The sequence below is a fragment of the Bradyrhizobium sp. HKCCYLRH3099 genome (assembly GCF_051167855.1).
Taxonomy (GTDB): domain Bacteria; phylum Pseudomonadota; class Alphaproteobacteria; order Rhizobiales; family Xanthobacteraceae; genus Bradyrhizobium.
Window position 1 is genome coordinate 566,573 of sequence record NZ_JBNPTW010000001.1, and the last position, 19,942, is coordinate 586,514.

Genomic DNA, 19,942 nt, shown 5'->3' on the forward strand with positions numbered 1-19,942 from the left:
GGGGCATTCGCGAGCGAAATGGCTTCGCTATTTCGCGCGCGAATGAGCCCGGAATCCATATCCCCGAACGGAGGGTTTGTCGAAGACCGCGCCACGGAAATCTCGCCTCACATGACGACCTGTGGCTATGGATTCCGGGCGCGCGCTACGCGCGCCCCGGAATGACAAACGAGAGAGTGTGCATTCATTTGCGCGGTGCCGGCCAGGCTGTGCAGCCTCCCTTCACTCCATCACCAGCGCCACGCGGCCGATCGCTTTGCGATCGATCAGCAGCCGCATCGCCGCGGCATAATCCTCGAATGGCACCCGGTGCGACACGTTCGGCCGCAGCTTTCCCTGCTCCGCGAGGTCCAGCAGCGCGGCCATGCGACGCTCGCCGAGCGCGGGATCTTTCCGCACGGCCTCGCCCGCGCGGACGCCGAGCACGCTGGCGCCTTTCATCAGGATCAAATTAGTCCGCGCCAGGCCGATGCCGCCGGTGAAGCCGATCACCAGCAGCCGTGCGCCCCAGGCGATGCAGCGGACGCTGTTCTCGAACACCTCGCCGCCGACCGGATCGAACACCACATCGACGCCGCGGCCTTCGGTGATCCGCTTGACCGCATCGCGGAACGGCTCGCGCGGATACAACACAAGATGATCGGCACCGCGCGCACGGGCCACCGCGAGCTTCTCCTCCGATGACGCCGCCGCGATCACGGTGGCGCCCAGCAGCTTGCCGAGCTCGACGGCGGCGAGGCCAACGCCGCCGCCGGCGCCATGCACCAGCAGCGTCTCGCCCGGCTTGAGCTGGCCGCGATCGACCAGCGCGTGATGCGCGGTGCCGTGGCCGGCCAGATAGGTCGCGCCCTCCGCATCGTCGAAGGCTGACGGCAGCGGCGTGAGCTGGCTCGACGCGACGACCGCCTCCTCGGCATAGGCGCCGAAGCGCATGCGCACGATGACGCGGTCGCCGACGGCGTAGCCGTTGACATCGGGCCCGAGCTCCATGACGGCGCCCGCCGCTTCCACGCCGGGCGTGAACGGCAGCTCCGGCTTCAACTGATACTCGCCGGCCGCCATCAGAATGTCCGGGAAGTTGATGCCGGCGGCGCGGATCTTCACCCTCACCTCGCCCTCACCAAGCGTGCGCGACGGCAGTTCCTCGAGCTTGAGCTTTTCCGGCGGCCCGAGTTCGCGGCAGACGATCGCGCGCGGCATCAGGCCGCGTTCCGCTTCGCCAGCGCTTCGCGGATCAGCGGCAGCCGGTCGTTGCCGAAATACATGTCGTTGACGTCAACAAAAATGGTCGGCGAGCCGAAGCCGCCGCGCTTGACGACCTCTTCGGTGTTGATGCGCAGCTGATCCTTGATGCCCTGCTGCGCGATACCGTCGAACAATGCCTTGGCATCGACGCCGACACGCCGGCACACTTCGGTCAGCACCGCATCCTGCGAAATGTCCTGATCCTCGCCCCAATAGATCTCGAACACGGCCCGCGCGAACGGCACCATGTCCTGGCCGAGCCAGATGCAGCCGCGCATCGCCTTGACGCTGTTCACCGGAAACACCGAAGGCGGCATCTTGATCTTGAGCCCGGCCGAGCGCGACCAGTCGTTCAGGTCCTTCAGCATATAGGCCGCCTTGGCCGGCACCGGCTTCTCACGCTGCGCATAGACGCTGGGATTGACAGTGTTGAAGATGCCGCCGACCAGAATGGGGCGCCAGACGATGTCGACGTCGAACTCCTTTGCCAGCGGCTGGATGTTGTGGAAGGCGAGATAGGTCCAGGGGCTGGAGCAGTCGAAGAAGAATTCGATCATCGTGTTTCCTCAAGGTTTCTATTCGTCATCGACCACATCGCGTCGCCATCCCGACCGTACGTTGCGGCCCCTGGATTGCTTCGCTCCGCTCGCAATGACGGCGGAGAGAGCTGGCGTCCCTACTCTCTCCGTCATTGCGAGGAGCGAAGCGACGAAGCAATCCAGGGGCTACGAGGCACAGTCTGGACAGTTTGCCACCACTCTCCTCGCGACGCCGTGGAGTCCGCTCACGATCTCCCCGTCATCTCCTTCGCCCGCGCGCCGAACATCACGTGGCGCGTCTCGTCGTTGAACGGCTCCTTCACGAACTTGCCGATCGCGAGCCCCGCCTGCAGCTTCGGCCGCGCGCGCAAGCTCGCGTACCAGCGCTTGATGTTCGGATAGTCATCGAGCGTGAAACCCTGCGCCTTGTGCGTCATGATCCAGGGAAAGCAGGCCATATCGGCGATGGTGTAGTCGTCGCCGGCGACGTGGGCGCCGGTCTTGCCGAGCTGGACGTCGAGCACGTGGAAGAGACGCGCGACCTCGTCGCGGTAGCGCTGGATCGCGTAAGGGATCTTCTCCGCCGCATACAGCGCGAAATGGCCATGCTGCCCCATCATCGGCCCGAGACCCGCCATCTGCCACATCACCCATTGGATCACGCGCGAACGCGCCCGAATCTCCTGCGGCAGAAAGCGCCCGGTCTTGTCGGCGAGGTAGATCAGGATCGCGCCGGTCTCGAACACCGAGAAAGGCTCGTCTCCGTCAGCCGGCGCGCGATCGACGATCGCGGGAATGCGGTTATTCGGGCTGATCGCGAGGAACTCCGGCTTGAACTGGTCGCCGGCCCGGATGTCGACGGGAATGACCGTATAAGGCAGCCCGAGTTCCTCGAGCATGATCGAGATCTTCCAGCCGTTCGGCGTCGGCGCATAATAGAGGTCGATCATTCCTTCCCCGAGCTTCGTCCCCGACCCATTATGCCGCGCTGCGGAACGCATGACGCGGCTTCGTTCTTCTGTACGGGAAGGGTAAGCCATGGCAGACAGGCGCTCAAGCCTGACTGCCCCTACGCCGGAGAATACGACCATGCTGTTTGCATCGACCATCGCGGGCTCGCTGCCGAAGCCGGAGTGGCTGGCCGAGCCGAACGTGCTGTGGGCGCCGTGGAAGTCGAAGGGCGACGAGCTCGCGCGCGCCAAGCGCGATGCCACCATCCTGGCGCTGAAGCTGCAGGAGGATTCCGGCATCGACATCCTCACCGAGGGCGAGCAGTCGCGGCAGCATTTCGTGCACGGCTTTCTCGAGCGCGTCGAGGGCATCGACTTCGCGCACAAGGTCGAGATGGGCATCCGCAAGGACCGCTACAAGGCGATGGTGCCGCAGGTCGTGGCGCCGCTGTCGCTGAAGGGCCGCGTCCATGGCGACGAGGCGCGGATCGCGCGCACGCACACCACGCGCGCCGTGAAGTTCACGCTGCCCGGGCCGATGACGATCATCGACACCATCGCCGACAACTACTATGGCGACCGCGTCAAGATGGCGTTCGCCTTCGCCGAGCTGTTGAACCAGGAGGCCAAGGCGCTGCACGACGACGGCATCGACATGATCCAGTTCGATGAGCCCGCCTTCAACGTCTACATGGACGAGGTGCGCGACTGGGGCATCAAGGCGCTGGAGCGCGCCGCCGAAGGCCTGACGTGCCCGACCGCGGTCCACATCTGCTACGGCTACGGCATCAAGGCCAACACCGACTGGAAGGAAACGCTCGGCAGCGAGTGGCGGCAATATGAGGAGACCTTCCCGGTCATCGACGCCAGCAGCATTCAGCAGGTCGCGGTCGAATGCCGCAATTCGAAGGTGCCGATCGAGCTGCTCGGCCTGCTCAAGAACAAGATCGTCCAGGCGGGCGTCATCGATGTCGCCAGCGACGAGATCGAGACCGCCGAAGACGTCTGCAAGACACTCGAGGACGTCATGAAGGTGGTGCCGAAAGAGAACATCATCGCGACCACCAATTGCGGCATGGCCCCGATGCGGCGCGAAGTCGCAGAGGCGAAGCTGATGGCGCTCGGCACCGGCGCGAAGCTGGCGCGGCAGCGGTTCGCGTAAGGGAATCACCGATCCGCAGGCCACCTGCGACCTCACGTGCGATAATGACGCGGAAGCGATGCGAGACACGGCATCGCTTGCGCATCCTACGATGCGTTGCGGCCATCACCTCGTCCGCATCAGAATGCCGTGCGCGCTGCCGCCGGCATCCGCCGCACACGCCGGTCCACAGTTCAATCGGCCCCAGGGTATTTTAGCACCTATGGAACATCATTCGTTTCCGGGTGTGTCTTTGCTGTTCTTGACAAGATGCGTCCCGACATTTCATTTCGGAACACAAGTTTGGCGTGAAATTTCTGCCGCCTAAATTAGTTCGAGTCTGACACTTGCCTTCATTGCTGGGGACTGAGATGGCTTGCTTTGCGAGAACGATGTTTGCTGCGCCGAAGTCAAAGGCGCGTCGCTTTCTGGCCATGTCGATCCTCCTCGCGGGAACGATGCTGAGTACCCAGGCGATGGCGATTGACGTCGCCAATCAGGCCGACTGGAACACGGCGGTCGCTGCGGTCGCAGCCGCCGGCGCCAACTCGACGGTGACCATCAACATCATCAGCGGCTTCACACTGTCGAGCTCGCTGGCGCAGCTGCAGGCCGCCAACGCCAACGTCACGGTGAACATCACCGGCAACGGCCAGACTATCAACGGCGCCTCGTCGTTTCAGGGCATCGTCGTCAATGGCGCCAATGCGCCGACCGTGAACATCTCCAGCCTGTCGATCACCAACATGGCGGCGATCGGCGGCAACGGCACCAACGGTCAGAACGGCTACTACAGCGGCGGTCTGGCCTACGGCTCCGGCGGCGGCGGTGGTGGCGGCCTCGGGGCCGGCGGCGGCCTGTTCGTCGGCAGCGGCGCCAATGTCACGATTGCCGCAGTGACCTTCACCAGCAACAGCGCCACCGGCGGCGCCGGTGGCAATGGCGGCAGCGCGCAGAACGCGGCGGCCGACCCGGTGAATGGTGGCAATGGCGGCACCGGTGGTGCGGCGAACAATGGTGGCGCCAGCGGCGGCGGTGGCGCGGGCGGCATCGGCGGACATGCCGGTGGGCAGGGCACGGCCGGTACCGCAGGCCCCTCGGTCGGTGACGGCGGCGGTGGCGGCGGCGGCTCCGGCACCACCAACAGCACCACCTACACCAACAACAATCCCGGCGGCACCGGCAATGCCAATGGTGGCAACGGCGGCACCGGCGGCGACGGCGCCACCAACGCCAGCGGCGCGGGCGGTCCTGGACCCGGCTCCGACGGCGGCGCCGGCGGCAACGGCGGCGCCGGCAATGGCGGCGCCATCTACGTCGCCACCGGCGGCACGCTCACGATTCTCGACTCGCCGATCTCGGGCAATACCGTCACCGGTGGTGCTGCCGGCACCCCAGGCATCGGCATCGGACCCAGCGCCATCAACGGATTTTCAGCAGCGGCCGGCGCCGCGCAGGGGTCTGGCATCTTCATCAGCGGCGTCACCGCCAATATCGCGGTATCCAGCGGCACCCTCACCTATGCCAACACCATCGCCGGCACCGGCCTGACCACCGGCGGCATCAACACCGCCCTCGTCAAGACCGGCAGCGGCAAGCTGGTGCTGACGGCCGCCAACACCTACACCGGCAACACCGTCGTGAATGGCGGAACGCTGGAGGTGAACGGCACAGCGGCGAATTCGGCCCTGACCTCGGTCAATTCCGGCGGCACGCTGGCGGGTGTCGGCACCGTCAGGGGCACCCAGATCAATGCCGGCGGCACCTTCGCTCCCGGCAACGGCACGCCGGCCAGCACGATGACGGTCAGCGGCAATCTCGCCTTCCAGTCGGGCGCGATCTACCTGGTCCAGGTCGATCCGACCACCGCCTCGCGCGCCAGCGTGACCGGCATCGCAACCCTCAACGGCGCCACGGTCAATGCGGTCTACGCCGCCGGAACCTATGTCGCGAAGAAATACACGATCCTGACCGCGACGGGCGGCGTCAGCGGCACCTTCAGCGGCGTGACGGCGACAAGCGCGCCGGCGGGCTTCACGTCATCCTTGAGCTATGACGCCAATAACGCCTTCCTCAATCTCGATCTCGCTCCCGTGCTGAGCGGGAACATCAACCAGACCAACGTCAACCGGGCGCTCGGCAACTACTTCAACACGAACGGCAGCATCCCCATCGCCTTCACCGGGCTGACGCCCGCCGGCCTGACGCAGATCTCGGGCGAGACCGCCACTGGCAGCCAGCAGGCGACCTTCAATGCGATGACGCAGTTCATGGGCGTCATGACCGATCCCTTCGTCGGCGGCCGCGGCGAGCCGTCGACGCCGCCGACCGGTCCGACGGCCTATGCCGGACAGGAGCTCGCCTATGCGCAGAAGCGCAATCCGAGCGATGCGCTGGCGGCGATCTACACCAAGGCCCCTCCCGCAGTGATGGCGAGGGCCGGCTGGAGCGTATGGGCGGCCGCGTTCGGCGGAGCCCAGACCACCGACGGCAACGCCGCGCTCGGCTCCAACACCGCCACCAGCAATCTCTACGCGACCGCGGTCGGCGCCGACTATCGCTTCTCGCCCTACACTGTCGCGGGCTTCGCAATGGCGGGCGGCGGCACGAACTTCAACGTCTTCAATGGCGGCGGGGGCCGGTCCGATCTGTTCCAGGCCGGCGGCTTCGTGCGGCACAATATCGGCGCGGGCTATATCACCGGCGCGCTGGCCTATGGCTGGCAGGATATCACCACGAACCGGACCGTGACGGTCGCGGGCATCGATCAGCTGCGCGCCAACTTCAACGCCAACACCTATTCAGGCCGGATCGAGGGCGGCCATCGCTTCCTCACCCCCTGGACGACCGTGGGCATCACGCCCTACGCGGCCGCTCAGTTCACCACCTTCGCCCTGCCGGGCTACGGCGAGCGGGCGGTCGTCGGCAACAACACCTTCGCGCTTGCCTACGGCGCCAGGAACATCACGGCGACGCGCAGCGAACTCGGTCTGCGCACCGACAAATCCTTCGCGCTGTCGGACGGCATCTTCACACTGCGCGGCCGTTTCGCCTGGGCGCACGACTTCAACCCGGACCGCTCGATCGCAGCGACCTTCCAGGCGCTTCCGGGTGCTGCCTTCGTCGTCAATGGCGCGCGGCAAGCCAGCGATTCCGCGCTGACCTCGGCGTCGGCGGAAATGAAGTGGACCAATGGCTGGTCGGCCGCAGGAACGTTCGAGGGCGAGTTCTCCAACGTCACCCGCAGCTATGGCGGCAAGGCGGTGGTGCGCTATTCGTGGTGATGGGTGCCTGTGCGTAAGGTCATCACGATGCCGTAGCCCGCATGAGCGAAAGCGACATGCGGGTTCGACACAGCGGCGCGTGAGACGCCGGATATCGCTGTGCTCATCCGGGCTGGGGCGGCTGCGCACTCGGGTGCAGCACGGGTCGATAGCCGGCCCGGAGCGCGCGCAGCGTCGACGGGGGCGTCAGCAACAGCGGCGCGACGATATCGTCGCGCATAGCCCCGTAGCCCGCGAATGACCATGGCAGCGCCCTGCCCCGCAGAATGACGAAACTCTCTTCAGCCGCCTGCACCATCGCGCCATCAGGCAGTTGATCCATCGACAGCGGCAGCGGATGCAAGCGCTTGCGACTGCGATCCAGCCGCTCGCGATGCAACACCTTGTCGATCTCGGACGCACGGATAGCGCTGACGCCGTTGCCCGTCTCCCACGCGGCGCGAAAGCGTTCGGCATCGTCGCGGCGGCAATAGAAGCAGGGACGGTGGCCGGCGGCGAGCGCGGTGGCCTCGTCGAGGAAGAACAGCTCGGTCCAGCTCCGTCTCGCCATGACCTCGCGGCGCTTGCCGCGGAACTCGCACAGGCAGACCAGCCAGGCCGGGCTCGACCAGCGCTTGTTCAGCAGCGTCCTGGTCGCGGGATCATGAATGATGCCGCGATTGCCGGTGAACAGCCCGCGATGCGGCGTGGCGACGATCTCGCCGGTCGGGGTGACGCGGTTCTGCAGCGGCATGGCGGCACTCCGCATCAGCCGTCATTGCGAGGAACGAAGCGACGAGGCAATCCAGAGTCCCGTCCACAGCTCTAGATGGCTTCCGCCGTCGCCCTTCGGGCTATGGCGGACACGTCGCTGCGCTCGCAATGACGGCGTTGAGCTACGCCGCCCCGTCGCGCAGCGGCGGCGCGAAGGACAGCGCGGTGTCCCAGGGGAAGAAGATCCACGTGTCCTGCGACACCTCGGTGATGAAGGTGTCGACCAGTGGCCGGCCTTTGGGCTTGGCGTAAACGGTGGCGAAATGGGCGTCGGGGAGCAGCTCCCGGACCATTCGTCCGGTCTTGCCGGTGTCGACGAGATCATCGACGATCAGGAGCCCCTTGCCGGTGCCGCCGCCGAGTTTGGCGGTGTCTGGCGAAATGCCCTTCAGGACCTGAAGCTCGCCCTGCTTGGTGTGGTCATAGCTCGCGATGCAGATCGTATCGATGACCCGCACGCCAAGCTCGCGCGCCACGATCGCCGCCGGAACGAGTCCGCCGCGGGTGATGGCCACGACGGCGTGAAACGGTCCGATCTCGTTGAGCCGCCAGGTCAGCGCCCGGCAGTCCCTGTGGAACTGGTCCCAGGACACTGGAAAGGCCCGGCCTGCCCGTTCCTCTGCGCTCAAGGTCTTGTCCGCCATTGCTCTCGTCCGTGGCTCTCTGAAAGTTACACCTGCTTTAGCGCGTCACGTTCAGCCCGGCGAGCATCTCCTTCACGGCTCCCATCGCCGCCGACAGCTTGTCCTGGTCGCGCGAGCGGACCACCAGATGCGTGTTCGGCTTCTGGTCCTCGTCGATGAAGGGATAGCTGCCGATGATGGTGTCCGGATGCGCCTTCGCGATCTCGCGTAAGGGGCCGCCGATGTCACCCTCGCGGGCGTTGGCGCGCACCGTCTCGGACAGCATGCGAACGCCGGATTTCAGCTTCGGCGCGACGATGTCCATCATCGCCTGCATGATCGAGGGCACGCCGGCCATGACGATGACGTTGCCGAGCTTGAAGCCTGGCGCCAGGATGGTTGCGCTCTGGATCAGTTCGGCGCCATCGGGGATGCGCGCCATGCGCAGACGGGCCTCGTTGAGCTCCTGCTCGCTCCAGCGCTCGCGGAAGCGCGCGACGACCTCGGGATGATGGTCGATGCCGACGCCGAACGCCTTGGCGATCGAGTCGGCCGTGATGTCGTCATGGGTCGGCCCGATGCCGCCGGTGGTGAACACATAGGTGTAGCGGTGCCGCAGCGCGTCCAGCGCCGCGATGATGTCGCCCTCATCGTCCGAGACCACCCGGACCTCCTTGAGGTCGATGCCGAGATTGGTCAGGTATTCGGCGATGAAGCCGATGTTCTTGTCCTTGGTCCGGCCGGACAGGATTTCGTCGCCGATGACCAGCAACCCCGCGGTGACGATCTCGCTCATGATATCTCCTCGCATTCCCCGTCTCTTTTGGCCCGCCTCGGCGCCAATGTCATCCGGAACGTCGCAGTCTATGCCGCGGATTTGAGCATCGTGCAGCCGGTTTTTCGGGCAGGCTTTTCCGCGTCTCCCACGAAATGCCGCAGGAGAATGCATATCGCGCTGGCCCGGCCCTTGCTACCATCACGTGGAGTCATGCAGTGTATGGCGAGGCTGGGACACACGGGCATCTATGGCAGTTGCGTTCGACGAAATGAACGAGCCGGGCGGCGACGTCCGTCAGGCTTATCAGGAGCTGTCACGGTGGCTGAAGGAAACGCCGCCGGAAGCGCTGGAATATCGCCGCCATGAGGCGGAGCTGCTATTCCGGCGAATCGGCATCACCTTCGCGGTGTATGGCGAGGCCGAGGCTCAGGAGCGGCTGATTCCGTTCGACGTGATCCCGCGCATCCTCTCCGGCAAGGAATGGACCCTGCTGGAGAAGGGGCTGAAGCAGCGCGTCAAGGCGCTGAACATGTTCCTGCGCGACATCTATCACGGCCGCGACATCCTGCGCGCCAACGTCGTGCCGGATGATTTGATCTTCCAGAACCCGGTGTTCCGCCCGGAGATGAACGGCCAGGACGTGCCGCACGACGTCTATGTCCACATCGCCGGCATCGACATCGTCCGCGTCGACGCCAACGACTTCATCGTGCTCGAGGACAATGCGCGCACGCCCTCGGGCGTGTCCTACATGCTGGAAAACCGCGAGATCATGATGCGGCTGTTTCCGGACCTGTTCGCGCGCCACCGCGTAGCCCCAGTCGAGCGCTATCCGGACGAGCTGCTGTCGTGCCTGCGCTCGGTCGCGCCGCTCAGCGCCTCGGCCGAGCCGACGGTGGCGCTGATGACGCCCGGCATCTACAATTCCGCCTACTACGAGCACTCGTTCCTGGCCGACAAGCTCGGCATTGAGCTGGTCGAGGGCCGCGACCTCATCGTCAAGAACGAGGAGGTGTTCATGCGGACCACCGAGGGCCTGAAGCGGGTCGACGTGATCTATCGCCGCGTCGACGACGACTTCCTCGATCCCCTCACCTTCCGCCCGGATTCCGCGCTCGGCGTGCCCGGCCTGATGTCGGCCTATGCCGCCGGCAACGTCACGCTCGCCAACGCGGTGGGCACTGGGATCGCCGACGACAAGGCGATCTATTCCTACATGCCTGACGTCGTGAAGTTCTATCTTGGCGAGGAGCCGATCCTGAAGAACGTGCAGACCTGGCGCTGCCGCGAGCCGGCCGATCTCTCCTACGTGCTCGACCATCTCGGCGAGCTGGTCGTCAAGGAGGTGCACGGCTCCGGCGGCTACGGCATGCTGATCGGCCCGGCCGCGACCAAGGCGACGATCGAGGCGTTCCGCGACAAGCTGAAGCGCGAGCCCGAGGGCTTCATCGCGCAACCGACCTTGGCGCTCTCGACCTGCCCGACCTGCGTCGCCTCAGGGCTGGCGCCGCGGCATGTCGATCTCCGGCCGTTCGTGCTGACAGGACGCGACCGCACCACCATCGTGCCCGGCGGCCTCACCCGCGTCGCGCTGAAGGAAGGCTCGCTGGTGGTCAATTCCAGCCAGGGCGGCGGCACCAAGGACACATGGGTGCTGGATGAATAAGCGTTGGTTTACGCAGGACGCGAAACGCAGGGGCTCTTACCTCTCCCCGCTTGCGGGGAGAGGTCGGATCGCATCGCCAGATGCGATCCGGGTGAGGGGGGCTTTCCGCAGGGTCGGTGGTTGGGGCTGCCCCTCACCCCAACCCTCTCCCCGTGAAGGACGGGGAGAGGGAGCGCACCGTGCTCGCGGCATCAGCTCGCCAACAAACTTCTCTCTAGCCGTGCACACCTGCCCCGCCGGGGCCGGCTCCCTCCGCACCTCATAGATTGCCCATGCTGTCGCGCACCGCCGAAAACCTGTACTGGCTGGCCCGCTATGTCGAGCGGGCCGAGTATCTCGCCCGCACCATCGACGCGACCTTGCGCGTCACCGCCCTTCCCGCGGCCTATATCGGCAAGACCAACGAGTGGGAATCGGCGCTGATGACCGCCGGCGTCAATGTCAGCTTCTACGAGCACTATTCCGAGGCGAACGAGCAGAACGTCATCGAATATCTCTCGTTCAACCAGTCGAATCCGTCCTCGATCAAGAACTGCATCGAGGCCGCCCGCCTCAACGCACGCTCGGTGCGCACGGCGCTGACGTCGGAGATGTGGGACACCCTCAACGGCTCCTGGATCGAACTGCAGGAAGTCTGGAGCAAGGGCACCAAGACGCGCGAGGAGCTGGCCCGCTTCCTGCGCTTCGTGCAAGAGACCTCGCTGCGCTTCGACGGCTCGGCCTACCGCACCATGCTGCGCAACGACGCCTACTGGTTCTCGCGGCTCGGCCTGCATCTGGAGCGCGCCGACAACACCGCGCGCATTCTCGACGTGAAGTACCATGTGCTGCTGCCCGAGGAGGAGCATGTCGGCGGCCCGCTGGACTACTACCAGTGGACCTCGATCCTGCGCTCGGTGTCGGCGCTGACGGCCTATCACTGGGTGTATCGCGAGACGCTGAAACCCTGGCTGATCGCCGACCTCCTGATCCTCAACGACACCCTGCCGCGCTCGCTCGCCAGCTGCTACGGCAACCTCGTCCGCAATCTCGACCAGATCGGTGTCGCCTATGGCCGCCAGGGGCCGTCGCAGCGCCACGCCCGCGGCGTGCGCAACCGGCTCGAGCATTCCAACATGGACGACATCTTCCAGCGCGGCGTCCACGAGTTCATCCAGGAGTTCATCACCGACAATTCGCGGCTCGGAGAGATCATCACCAAGCAATATCTGATCTGAAGCGTTCGAAGACCGCAGAAACCGCGATGGACGGCCATCGCACTGTGTCTGCGGGACCACGTCCGGCGCCCGGCGCCGTCCCCTCGGCGTCGGGGGTCCTCCTCCCCCTTTCAGGGAGAGGTGAAACGAGCTACCGCGGACAGCCCATCTGACGAGACCGGTCGACTGCCATGCGCCTGCGTATCTCCCATTCCACAACCTACCGCTACGAGCCGGCGGCGACCGGCGTCATCCAGATCATCCGCATGACGCCCGGCAGCCATGACGGCCAATATGTGGCGGAATGGCAGATCGACGTCTCGACGGATTCCCGCCTCGACATGCACGAGGACGCGTTCGGCAACGTCACCCACGTCATCACCCATGGCGCCCTTGAGGATCTCACGATCACCGCCGAGGGCCTGGTCGAGACCCATGACACCGGCGGCGTGCTCAAGGGCGCGGACGAGCGCTTTCCGCCAGGCTTTTTCCTGCGCACGACCCCGCTGACCACGGCCAACGCGGCGATGGCCGCCATCGTGCGCGACCTGCGCGCGGAATCCGAGACCGACGTGCTCGGCTTCCTGCACACGCTGATGACGCAAGTCTACGAGCACATGACCTTCGACGAGGATCCGACCCACAGCAGCACCTCGGCCGCCGAGGCCTTCGCGCTCAAGCGCGGGGTCTGCCAGGATTACGCGCACATCTTCATCGCCAGCGCCCGCGCCGCCGGCATCCCCGCGCGCTTCATCTCCGGCCATTTCCTGCGCTCGGATGGTGCAGTGCACCAGGAAGCCGGCCACGCCTGGGCCGAAGCCTATGTGCCGGACCTTGGCTGGGTCGGCTTCGATGCCGCCAACTGCATCTGCTCCACCGACGCCCATGTCCGGGTCGCCATCGGACTCGACTATCTCGGCGCCGCCCCGGTGCGCGGCACCCGCTATGGCGGCGGCTCGGAGACACTGACCGTGAAGGTCAAGGTCGAGCAGGTCGGCCGCGGCAGCCAGTCGCAATCGCAATCGCAGTCCCAGCGCCAGTCCTGAATTCCGGAACGCGCCCGTAACCCCACCAGCGGTGTCATTCCGGGGCGCGCGCAGCGCAAGCCCGGAATCCATCGGGCGGCAGAGTACGCGGAATAATGGATTCCGGGCTCGTCGCTTCGCGCCGCCCCGGAATGACGACCTGTTGTGGAGCGGCGTCTTGCCTAAGCCCCAGCCTTCTCTGCAGGGTTGGACGCGCCACCGATTTTCGCTACTAATTCGCGCTCTGGCTCGAGGGGACGACGATGACCTATTGCTGCGGAATTCTGGTGCGTGACGGACTCGTCATGATCGCGGACACCCGGACCAATGCGGGCCTCGACAACGTCTCGACCTTCCGCAAGCTGCACATCTTCTCCAACCCCGGCGAGCGCATCGTCGCGGTCGCCAGCGCCGGCAATCTCGCCATCAGCCAGTCCGTGCTCTCGACCCTGACCGAAGGCATCGAGGACCCCGAGACCGGCGAGGTCGAGACCCTGATGAACGCGCCGACCATGTTCCAGGCGGCGCAGCGCATCGGCAAGGCCATCCGCATGGTGCACGCCACCGAGGGGCCGGCGCTCAAGGCCGAGGACATTTCGTTCGACGTATCCTTCCTGTTCGGCGGCCAGATCAAGGGATCGCGGATGCGGCTGTTCATGGTCTACACCGCCGGCAATTTCATCGAATGCACCACCGACACGCCGTATTTGCAGATCGGCGAGCACAAATACGGCAAGCCGGTGCTCGACCGCGCGATGCATTACGACGTCGAGCTCTATGAGGCGCTCAAGACCGGCCTGATCTCGATGGATTCGACGATGCGCTCCAATCTCGGCGTCGGCCTGCCGATCGACGTGCTGGTGGTGCGCGCCGACGCCTGCGAGGCCGATCTCAACCACCGCATCGAGGCCGGCGAGCCCTATTTCCACGACCTCCGCTCGCGCTGGTCGGCGGCCCTGCGCGCGGCGCATAACAACATCCCGCGGCCGCCCTATAAGACTCAGAGCGACGTGAAGCACTGACGCTGCACTCTGCTCAAAACGGCAAACGTGAAAAGGTGAGGAAACATGGCTGAAGCTAAGAAGATCGCGCTGGTGACGGGCGCAGGCACGGGTGTCGGCCGCGCCACATCGCTGGCGCTGATGAACGCGGGCTTCACCGTGGTGCTCGCCGGCCGCCGCAAGGAGATGCTGGAGGAGACCGCCAAGCTCGGCCCTGCCGGCATGAGCCTTCCCGTGCCCGCCGACATGATGGACCCCGCCTCGATCGCAGCGCTGTTCGACACCGTAAAGAAGACCTACGGGCGTCTCGACGTTCTCTTCAACAATGCCGGCATGGGCGCGCCGCCGGTGCCGTTCGAAGACCTGACCATGGAGCAGTGGCAGTCGGTGGTCGCGACCAACCTCACCGCGCCGTTCCTGTGCACCCAGCACGCCTTCCGCATCATGAAGGACCAAAGCCCGCGCGGCGGCCGCATCATCAACAACGGCTCGATCTCGGCGCATGCGCCGCGGCCGTTGTCCTCGCCCTACACCTCCACCAAGCACGCCATCACCGGCCTGACGAAAGCCTCGAACCTCGACGGCCGCGCCTATGACATCGCGGTCGGCCAGATCGACATCGGCAATGCCGAGACCCCGATGACGGAGCGCATGGTCGGCGGCGTGCTGCAGCCCGACGGCCGCATGATGCCGGAGCCGCGCATGGACGTGCAGGCCGTCGCAGATGCCGTCGTCTACATGTCCGGCCTGCCGCTCAGCGCCAACGTGCTGTTCATTACGGTGATGGCGACCAAGATGCCGTTCGTCGGCCGGGGCTAGTCGCCTTTCCAATTCTCTCCGCTCGTCATTCCGGGGCGCGCGAAGCGCGAGCCCGGAATCCATAGCCACAAGCGGTCATGTTGTCCGGGACGGCTGTGGCGATCGTCTCGCCACACGGCGTGTCGTGGTTATGGATTCCGGGCTCATCGCTGCGCGATGCCCCGGAATGACGACGGAAAGATTTGTACGTTCCGGTAAGATGGGGAGAGCGAAACGCCCTACTCCAATCTCTCCACCTTCCGCAGCGTCGGAAACAGCTTCATCCACAACAGCGCGATTGCGATCGTGCCGACACCGCCGAGGATGGCGGCGGGCATGGCGCCGAATAGCGCGGCGGTGACGCCGCTTTCGAACTGGCCGAGCTGGTTGGAGGCGTTGATGAACAGGAAATTGACAGCGCCGACGCGGCCGCGCATCTCGTTGGGCGTGGCGAGTTGCACCAATGAGAAGCGGATCACGACGCTGATCGTATCGGCCGCGCCGAGGATCGCGAGCGCGGCGACCGAGATCCACATCACGTTCGACACGGCGAACACCACGGTCGCCGCGCCGAACACGATCACCGCCTGAAACATCCGCAGGCCCACCCGCCGCTGGATCGTGTAGCGCGCCAGCACGGCGGTCATCGCGAGGGCACCGACCGCAGGCGCCGCGCGCAGCACGCCGAGGCCGAACGGTCCGGTGTCGAGCACGTCGCGCGCATAGATCGGCAGCAGCGCGGTGACGCCGCCGAGCAGCACCGCGAACAGATCGAGCGAGATCGTGCCGAGGATGGCGGGATTCGCGCGGATGAAGCGGACGCCGGCGAACAGGTCGTCCTTGCTGCCGTCGGGCCGCTCCGCCGGCACTTGCATCAGTCCCGTTAGCGCCATGCCGGCGATCCAGAACAGCATCATGATGCCATAGGGCAGTCCGGGCGCGACCGCATAGGCAAAGCCACCGATCGCGGGACCGGCGATGGTGGCCAGTTGCGCTGCGCCGCTCGACAATGCGCTCGCCCGCTGCAACGTGCCTTCCGGCGCGATCAGCGGCAGTAGCGCGGCCGTCGCAGGGCTTTCGAACGCGCCGGCGATGCCGAGCACGAACACCGCCGCGAACAGCTGCACTTCCCCGAGCTGCCCGGCATAGGCGCCCCAGCCCAGATACAGCGCCGTGAGCGCCTCGGCGAGCTGGCAGAGCTGCACCACGCGCTTGCGCGGGAAGCGGTCGGCGGCATTGCCGGCGACGAACACCAGCAGCGCCGTCGGCAGGAACTGGATCAGCCCGACCATGCCGAGATCGAACGCCCGCCCGGTCAGGTCATAGATCTGCCAGCCGATCGCCACCGCCGCGATCTGGCTGGCAAAGCGCGACAGGCTGCGGGACGACAGGAAGAACAGGAACGCGCTTTGCTTCAGGAGATCGCGCGCGCCGATCGGGACGGTGGTCGACATGGTGGGGCCTGGGTGGCGCAGGCCCCACTGCTTGTCAATCGCAAGCCCCGCATGGCCGCAGCGCATTGCGCGGGGCCGTGCCCTGCGCTCATAATTGCGCGGGGTTTGGGGGATCTGATGCTGCAATTGCAATCGGCGTTCGGGATCGTCGCGCTGCTCGCGGTCGCATGGGCGCTGGCTGAGAACCGGCGCGCGGTCTCGCTGAAGCAGGCGGCGCTGGGGCTTGTGGTGACGCTGCTCACCGCGCTCGTCCTGCTCAAGGTGCCGGTCGTGGCGCGCGCCTTCGGTGCCATCAACGACGCTGTCGGCGCCATCTCCTCAGCCTCCCGCGCCGGCACGTCCTTCGTGTTCGGCTATGTCGGCGGCGGCGCCCTGCCCTTCGACCTCAAGGCGCCCGGGGCCGACTTCGTGCTCGCGTTCCAGGCGCTGCCGATCGTGCTTGTGATGAGCGTTTTGACCACGCTGCTGTTCTATTGGCGCGTGCTGCCGCCGCTGGTGCGCGGCATGGCCTGGCTGCTCGAGCGCACGCTCGGCGTCGGCGGCGCCGTCGGCCTCTCCACGGCGGCGAACGTCTTCCTCGGCATGGTCGAAGCGCCGCTGTTCATCCGGCCGTACCTGGCGCAGATGACGCGCAGCGAATTGTTCCTGGTGATGACCGGCGGCATGGCCGGCATCGCTGGCACGGTGCTGGTGCTGTACGCCACATTGCTCGCCCCGCTCATTCCCGATGCCGCCGCGCATTTCGTCATCGCCTCGGTGCTCGGTGCCCCCGCCTCGATCCTGATCAGCCTGATCATGGTGCCGGAGACCTCCAAGCAGCTCACCGGCGGTGCGCTCGCCGATCCCGACATGCAGGCCTCATCGACCATGGATGCCATCGTCAAGGGCACCAGTGCCGGGCTCGAGCTCTTGATGAACATCGTCGCACTGCTGCTGGTGCTGGTCGCGCTGGTATCTCTCGCCAACGCCATCCTGTCGCTGCTCCCCGCGATCGGCGGTGCGCCGATCTCGCTGCAACGGCTGCTCGGCCTCGTGATGGCGCCGGTGTGCTGGCTGATGGGTCTGCCGTGGTCAGAAGCCGTCACCGCCGGCAGCCTGATGGGCACCAAGACGGTGCTCAACGAGCTGATCGCCTATGTCGAGCTGGCCAAGCTCGACGCCACGGCGCTCGATCCGCGCGCGCGATTGATCATGCTGTATGCGATGTGCGGCTTCGCCAATTTCGCAAGCCTCGGCATCATGATCGGCGGCCTCGGCACGATGGCGCCGACCAGGCGCGACGAGATCAACGCGCTCGGCCTGAAATCAATCGTTTCGGGCACCCTCACCACCTGCCTGATGGGCGCGATCGTCGGCCTGCTGAATTGAGCCTGACAGCATCGTCCGCGGCAGAAAGAGCGGCGCGACCTTGGCCATGACGTGCACCGATCCCTCAGCGGTCAGATGCGCATGGTCGAACGACAGCGGCACGTCGCCAGCGGTGAGCGGACAAGCGCGCTGCTCGCAGACCGCCGAGAGGATCGAGACGTAGGACAGGCCCTCGCCGCTCGGCAGGGCCGCCTGCATCGCCTGGTCCAGGACGAAGACATCCGGGCGAACGAACGCCGCAGGATCAGGCGTGACGCCGCGCAAAGTCGCTCGCGCCAGCATCGCCGGCAGCCGGGCGCGAAACTGCACGGGCGGGCCGAGCAGCACCACGGGAATGCCGGCCTCGCTGAGGCGGGCCAAGGTCAGCCGGAGGTCGCGCACCATGCCGGCAAAGCGCGGCGGGCGGGCATCCTCGAGCCAGTCCGCCGCCATCACCACGAGATCTGGCCGAAGCGCGCCGATGCCGTCGCGCATCTGGCGCGCAAAGGCGCGGCAGGCCGGGGCGCCTTGCGTCTCCGCGCTAAAGGTCGGCATGCAGGTCGGCTGGCTCGCCTGCATGATGTTGACCTCAAGCGGATCAACGCTGGCCGCCAGCCCGTGATAGGCATGCGCCGCAAAACTGTCGCCCCAGAGCAGGACGTTGATCTTGCCCGGCACCACGCGCAGGCACTCCTCGGGCACCCGGCCATCAGGCGTCGTGAAGCAGGAGCCGTAGCGATAGACCGGCTTCATGTCATAGGCGTTGTAGGCGTCGAGACGCTGCGCCCTGCGATCCGCATCCGGCACCGACCCGCTGCGCATCAGCCCCATGCCGCTGCCGGCCAGCAGCAGCACGCTGGCAAGCGCCGCAAGACCGAAGGCCGCGCGCGGCGTCGGCGCGAACTGCCGCGTGCGAAACGGCTGCTCGATGAAGCGCCACGACAGCGCGGAGACACCGAGCGTCAGCACGAACAAGGCCGCCCGCTCCCAGCCGTCCAGCGCAAGTCCCGGCTTGGCGAGGCGCGCGAACACGAATAGCGGCCAGTGCCAGAGGTACAGCGAGTACGAGATGCGGCCGATGAGGGACAGCACGGTCAGCGGCGACAGCGGGCTGCGCGCAACGGCGACGCTCCCCGTCCCGCTCCACAGGAACAGCGCGGCGCCGAGGCACGGCGCCAGCGCGTTCAAACCTGGAAAGCCTGGACCGGGCCGCAGCGACAGGATCGGGATCGCCATCAGCAGCAGTGCCAGCCCGCGTGCCGCCATCCGCATCGCGCCGGACCGCGGCGCCGGCAGCCCCGCGACAGCCACGAGGCTACCGAGCAGAAATTCCCAGGCCCTGAACGGGCTGAGGAAGAACGCGGCGGCCGGTGCGTTGTCGCGCATCAGCATCAGACTGAGCGTGAAAGACGCGGCCGCGAGCAGCGCCAGGATGATGGGCAGAACGTATCGGCGTCTCCGCGCCATCATCAGCACCGACCAGACGACGACAGGCAGCACCAGATAGAACTGCTCCTCGACCGCCAGCGACCACGTGTGGAGCAGCGGCTTCTCGATCGCTGAATGGTCGAAATAGCCCGACTGCAGCCAGAAAAAGATGTTCGATGTGAAGGTGACGACGGCGGCGGCGGCGCGGAAGAATTCGGCCAGCTCCGAACTCAGCATGTCCGCGGCCGGGAGCGCTGCAAACGCCACCATCGCATAGAGCGCCGGCAGCAGCCGCCGGATCCGCCGCTCGTAGAAGCGCGCAAACGAGAAACGTCCCTGCGCGATCTCCGCGGTGATGATGCCGGTGATCAGATAGCCCGAGATGACGAAGAAGATGTCGACGCCGACGAAGCCACCGAAGATGCCCGGCGCCTCGAAATGGAAGCCGATGACGGCGAGCACCGCGATCGCGCGCAGCCAGTCGATGTCCTCGCGATGCGCGACAGCCGAGCTCGCGCTCGCCTCGCCCATGCCGGGCCGCAGCGCGACGAGCCTGCGCGGCGCAAACGTTGCGGTCGGACGAAACTGGACGACATAGGACGGCAACGGAACAGATACGCCTTCCGCAAGCCGGCGCTGAACACGGCACTCCGACCGGTCGCCGGCCCGTCCATCCCCGATGACGCGAGACTGGACGTCAACACACACGCGCGA

At 66.2% G+C, this 19,942-nt stretch carries 16 protein-coding genes; 8 read left to right on the forward strand and 8 right to left on the reverse strand.

The features are described from left to right. Positions 1-222: 222 nt before the first annotated feature. The 3 genes from ACQR1Y_RS02715 to ACQR1Y_RS02725 all read right to left on the reverse strand — a co-directional run bounded on the left by ACQR1Y_RS02715 (position 223) and on the right by ACQR1Y_RS02725 (position 2,734). On the reverse strand, positions 223-1,200 hold the full coding sequence (locus ACQR1Y_RS02715; RefSeq protein WP_434875512.1) for an NADPH:quinone oxidoreductase family protein: 978 nt from the start codon (positions 1,198-1,200) through the stop codon (positions 223-225). Next, entirely contained in the window at positions 1,200-1,802 is a 603-nt protein-coding gene (locus ACQR1Y_RS02720) for a 2-hydroxychromene-2-carboxylate isomerase (protein ID WP_434875511.1), read from the reverse strand. Before ACQR1Y_RS02720 ends, ACQR1Y_RS02715 begins: the two co-directional genes overlap by 1 nt. 227 nt (positions 1,803-2,029) lie before the next feature. Beyond that, positions 2,030-2,734 (reverse strand): glutathione binding-like protein, encoded by a 705-nt coding sequence (locus ACQR1Y_RS02725; protein ID WP_434875510.1) that lies wholly within the window; start codon positions 2,732-2,734, stop codon positions 2,030-2,032. Positions 2,735-2,873: 139 nt separating this feature from the next. On the opposite strand from ACQR1Y_RS02725, the gene ACQR1Y_RS02730 reads away from it, so the two are divergent. Beyond that, positions 2,874-3,896 carry a methionine synthase gene (locus ACQR1Y_RS02730; RefSeq protein ID WP_434858567.1) on the forward strand — a complete coding sequence of 341 codons (1,023 nt, stop codon included), beginning with the start codon at positions 2,874-2,876 and terminating at the stop codon, positions 3,894-3,896. A 455-nt stretch (positions 3,897-4,351) separates the two neighbouring features. Then, the gene (locus ACQR1Y_RS02735) at positions 4,352-7,159 is read left to right on the forward strand and encodes an autotransporter outer membrane beta-barrel domain-containing protein (protein ID WP_434894294.1); all 2,808 of its coding nucleotides are present in this window, start codon (positions 4,352-4,354) and stop codon (positions 7,157-7,159) included. A gap of 103 nt (positions 7,160-7,262) precedes the next feature. Here ACQR1Y_RS02735 and ACQR1Y_RS02740 read toward each other — a convergent pair whose 3' ends face one another. From ACQR1Y_RS02740 to ACQR1Y_RS02750, 3 genes are all read right to left on the reverse strand, one after another. Continuing rightward, complete coding sequence (locus ACQR1Y_RS02740; RefSeq protein ID WP_434875508.1) at positions 7,263-7,892, reverse strand: hypothetical protein; 630 nt, start codon at positions 7,890-7,892, stop codon at positions 7,263-7,265. Positions 7,893-8,034: 142 nt separating this feature from the next. After that, entirely contained in the window at positions 8,035-8,556 is a 522-nt protein-coding gene (gpt, locus tag ACQR1Y_RS02745; RefSeq protein ID WP_434875507.1) for a xanthine phosphoribosyltransferase, read from the reverse strand. 37 nt (positions 8,557-8,593) lie between these two features. Beyond that, on the reverse strand, positions 8,594-9,331 hold the full coding sequence (locus ACQR1Y_RS02750) for a competence/damage-inducible protein A (RefSeq protein ID WP_434875506.1): 738 nt from the start codon (positions 9,329-9,331) through the stop codon (positions 8,594-8,596). A gap of 229 nt (positions 9,332-9,560) precedes the next feature. Between ACQR1Y_RS02750 and ACQR1Y_RS02755 the strand changes: the two genes are divergently transcribed. From ACQR1Y_RS02755 to ACQR1Y_RS02775, 5 genes are all read left to right on the forward strand, one after another. Beyond that, entirely contained in the window at positions 9,561-10,979 is a 1,419-nt protein-coding gene (locus tag ACQR1Y_RS02755) for a circularly permuted type 2 ATP-grasp protein (RefSeq protein ID WP_434875505.1), read from the forward strand. Positions 10,980-11,251: 272 nt separating this feature from the next. Then, positions 11,252-12,196 (forward strand): alpha-E domain-containing protein, encoded by a 945-nt coding sequence (locus tag ACQR1Y_RS02760; protein WP_434858561.1) that lies wholly within the window; start codon positions 11,252-11,254, stop codon positions 12,194-12,196. Between the two features lie 170 nt (positions 12,197-12,366). Continuing rightward, the gene (locus ACQR1Y_RS02765; RefSeq protein WP_434875504.1) at positions 12,367-13,221 is read left to right on the forward strand and encodes a transglutaminase family protein; all 855 of its coding nucleotides are present in this window, start codon (positions 12,367-12,369) and stop codon (positions 13,219-13,221) included. Between the two features lie 242 nt (positions 13,222-13,463). Further along, entirely contained in the window at positions 13,464-14,222 is a 759-nt protein-coding gene (locus tag ACQR1Y_RS02770; RefSeq protein WP_434858559.1) for a peptidase, read from the forward strand. Between the two features lie 45 nt (positions 14,223-14,267). Then, positions 14,268-15,020, forward strand: a complete 753-nt coding sequence (locus ACQR1Y_RS02775) for an SDR family oxidoreductase (protein ID WP_434858558.1) — start codon at positions 14,268-14,270, stop codon at positions 15,018-15,020. A gap of 218 nt (positions 15,021-15,238) precedes the next feature. Here the strand turns inward: ACQR1Y_RS02775 and ACQR1Y_RS02780 are convergent, their stop codons facing one another. Continuing rightward, on the reverse strand, positions 15,239-16,453 hold the full coding sequence (locus tag ACQR1Y_RS02780) for an MFS transporter (protein WP_434875503.1): 1,215 nt from the start codon (positions 16,451-16,453) through the stop codon (positions 15,239-15,241). 117 nt (positions 16,454-16,570) lie between these two features. Between ACQR1Y_RS02780 and ACQR1Y_RS02785 the strand changes: the two genes are divergently transcribed. Next, complete coding sequence (locus tag ACQR1Y_RS02785) at positions 16,571-17,821, forward strand: NupC/NupG family nucleoside CNT transporter (protein ID WP_434875502.1); 1,251 nt, start codon at positions 16,571-16,573, stop codon at positions 17,819-17,821. Here ACQR1Y_RS02785 and ACQR1Y_RS02790 read toward each other — a convergent pair. Beyond that, on the reverse strand, positions 17,759-19,834 hold the full coding sequence (locus tag ACQR1Y_RS02790) for an acyltransferase family protein (RefSeq protein ID WP_434875501.1): 2,076 nt from the start codon (positions 19,832-19,834) through the stop codon (positions 17,759-17,761). The two genes, ACQR1Y_RS02785 and ACQR1Y_RS02790, sit on opposite strands and share 63 nt — an antisense overlap. Positions 19,835-19,942: the final 108 nt, after the last annotated feature.

Coding starts and splice junctions, on each gene's coding strand:
- ACQR1Y_RS02715 (WP_434875512.1), bottom strand. CDS start 1,200: ATGCCGCGCGCGATCGTCTGCCGCGAACTCGGGCCGCCGGAAAAGCTC.
- ACQR1Y_RS02735 (WP_434894294.1), top strand. CDS start 4,352: ATGGCGATTGACGTCGCCAATCAGGCCGACTGGAACACGGCGGTCGCT.
- ACQR1Y_RS02765 (WP_434875504.1), top strand. CDS start 12,367: ATGCGCCTGCGTATCTCCCATTCCACAACCTACCGCTACGAGCCGGCG.
- ACQR1Y_RS02730 (WP_434858567.1), top strand. CDS start 2,874: ATGCTGTTTGCATCGACCATCGCGGGCTCGCTGCCGAAGCCGGAGTGG.
- ACQR1Y_RS02755 (WP_434875505.1), top strand. CDS start 9,561: ATGGCAGTTGCGTTCGACGAAATGAACGAGCCGGGCGGCGACGTCCGT.
- ACQR1Y_RS02720 (WP_434875511.1), bottom strand. CDS start 1,802: ATGATCGAATTCTTCTTCGACTGCTCCAGCCCCTGGACCTATCTCGCC.
- ACQR1Y_RS02760 (WP_434858561.1), top strand. CDS start 11,252: ATGCTGTCGCGCACCGCCGAAAACCTGTACTGGCTGGCCCGCTATGTC.
- ACQR1Y_RS02740 (WP_434875508.1), bottom strand. CDS start 7,892: ATGCCGCTGCAGAACCGCGTCACCCCGACCGGCGAGATCGTCGCCACG.
- ACQR1Y_RS02775 (WP_434858558.1), top strand. CDS start 14,268: ATGGCTGAAGCTAAGAAGATCGCGCTGGTGACGGGCGCAGGCACGGGT.
- gpt (WP_434875507.1), bottom strand. CDS start 8,556: ATGGCGGACAAGACCTTGAGCGCAGAGGAACGGGCAGGCCGGGCCTTT.
- ACQR1Y_RS02770 (WP_434858559.1), top strand. CDS start 13,464: ATGACCTATTGCTGCGGAATTCTGGTGCGTGACGGACTCGTCATGATC.
- ACQR1Y_RS02750 (WP_434875506.1), bottom strand. CDS start 9,331: ATGAGCGAGATCGTCACCGCGGGGTTGCTGGTCATCGGCGACGAAATC.
- ACQR1Y_RS02725 (WP_434875510.1), bottom strand. CDS start 2,734: ATGATCGACCTCTATTATGCGCCGACGCCGAACGGCTGGAAGATCTCG.
- ACQR1Y_RS02785 (WP_434875502.1), top strand. CDS start 16,571: ATGCTGCAATTGCAATCGGCGTTCGGGATCGTCGCGCTGCTCGCGGTC.
- ACQR1Y_RS02780 (WP_434875503.1), bottom strand. CDS start 16,453: ATGTCGACCACCGTCCCGATCGGCGCGCGCGATCTCCTGAAGCAAAGC.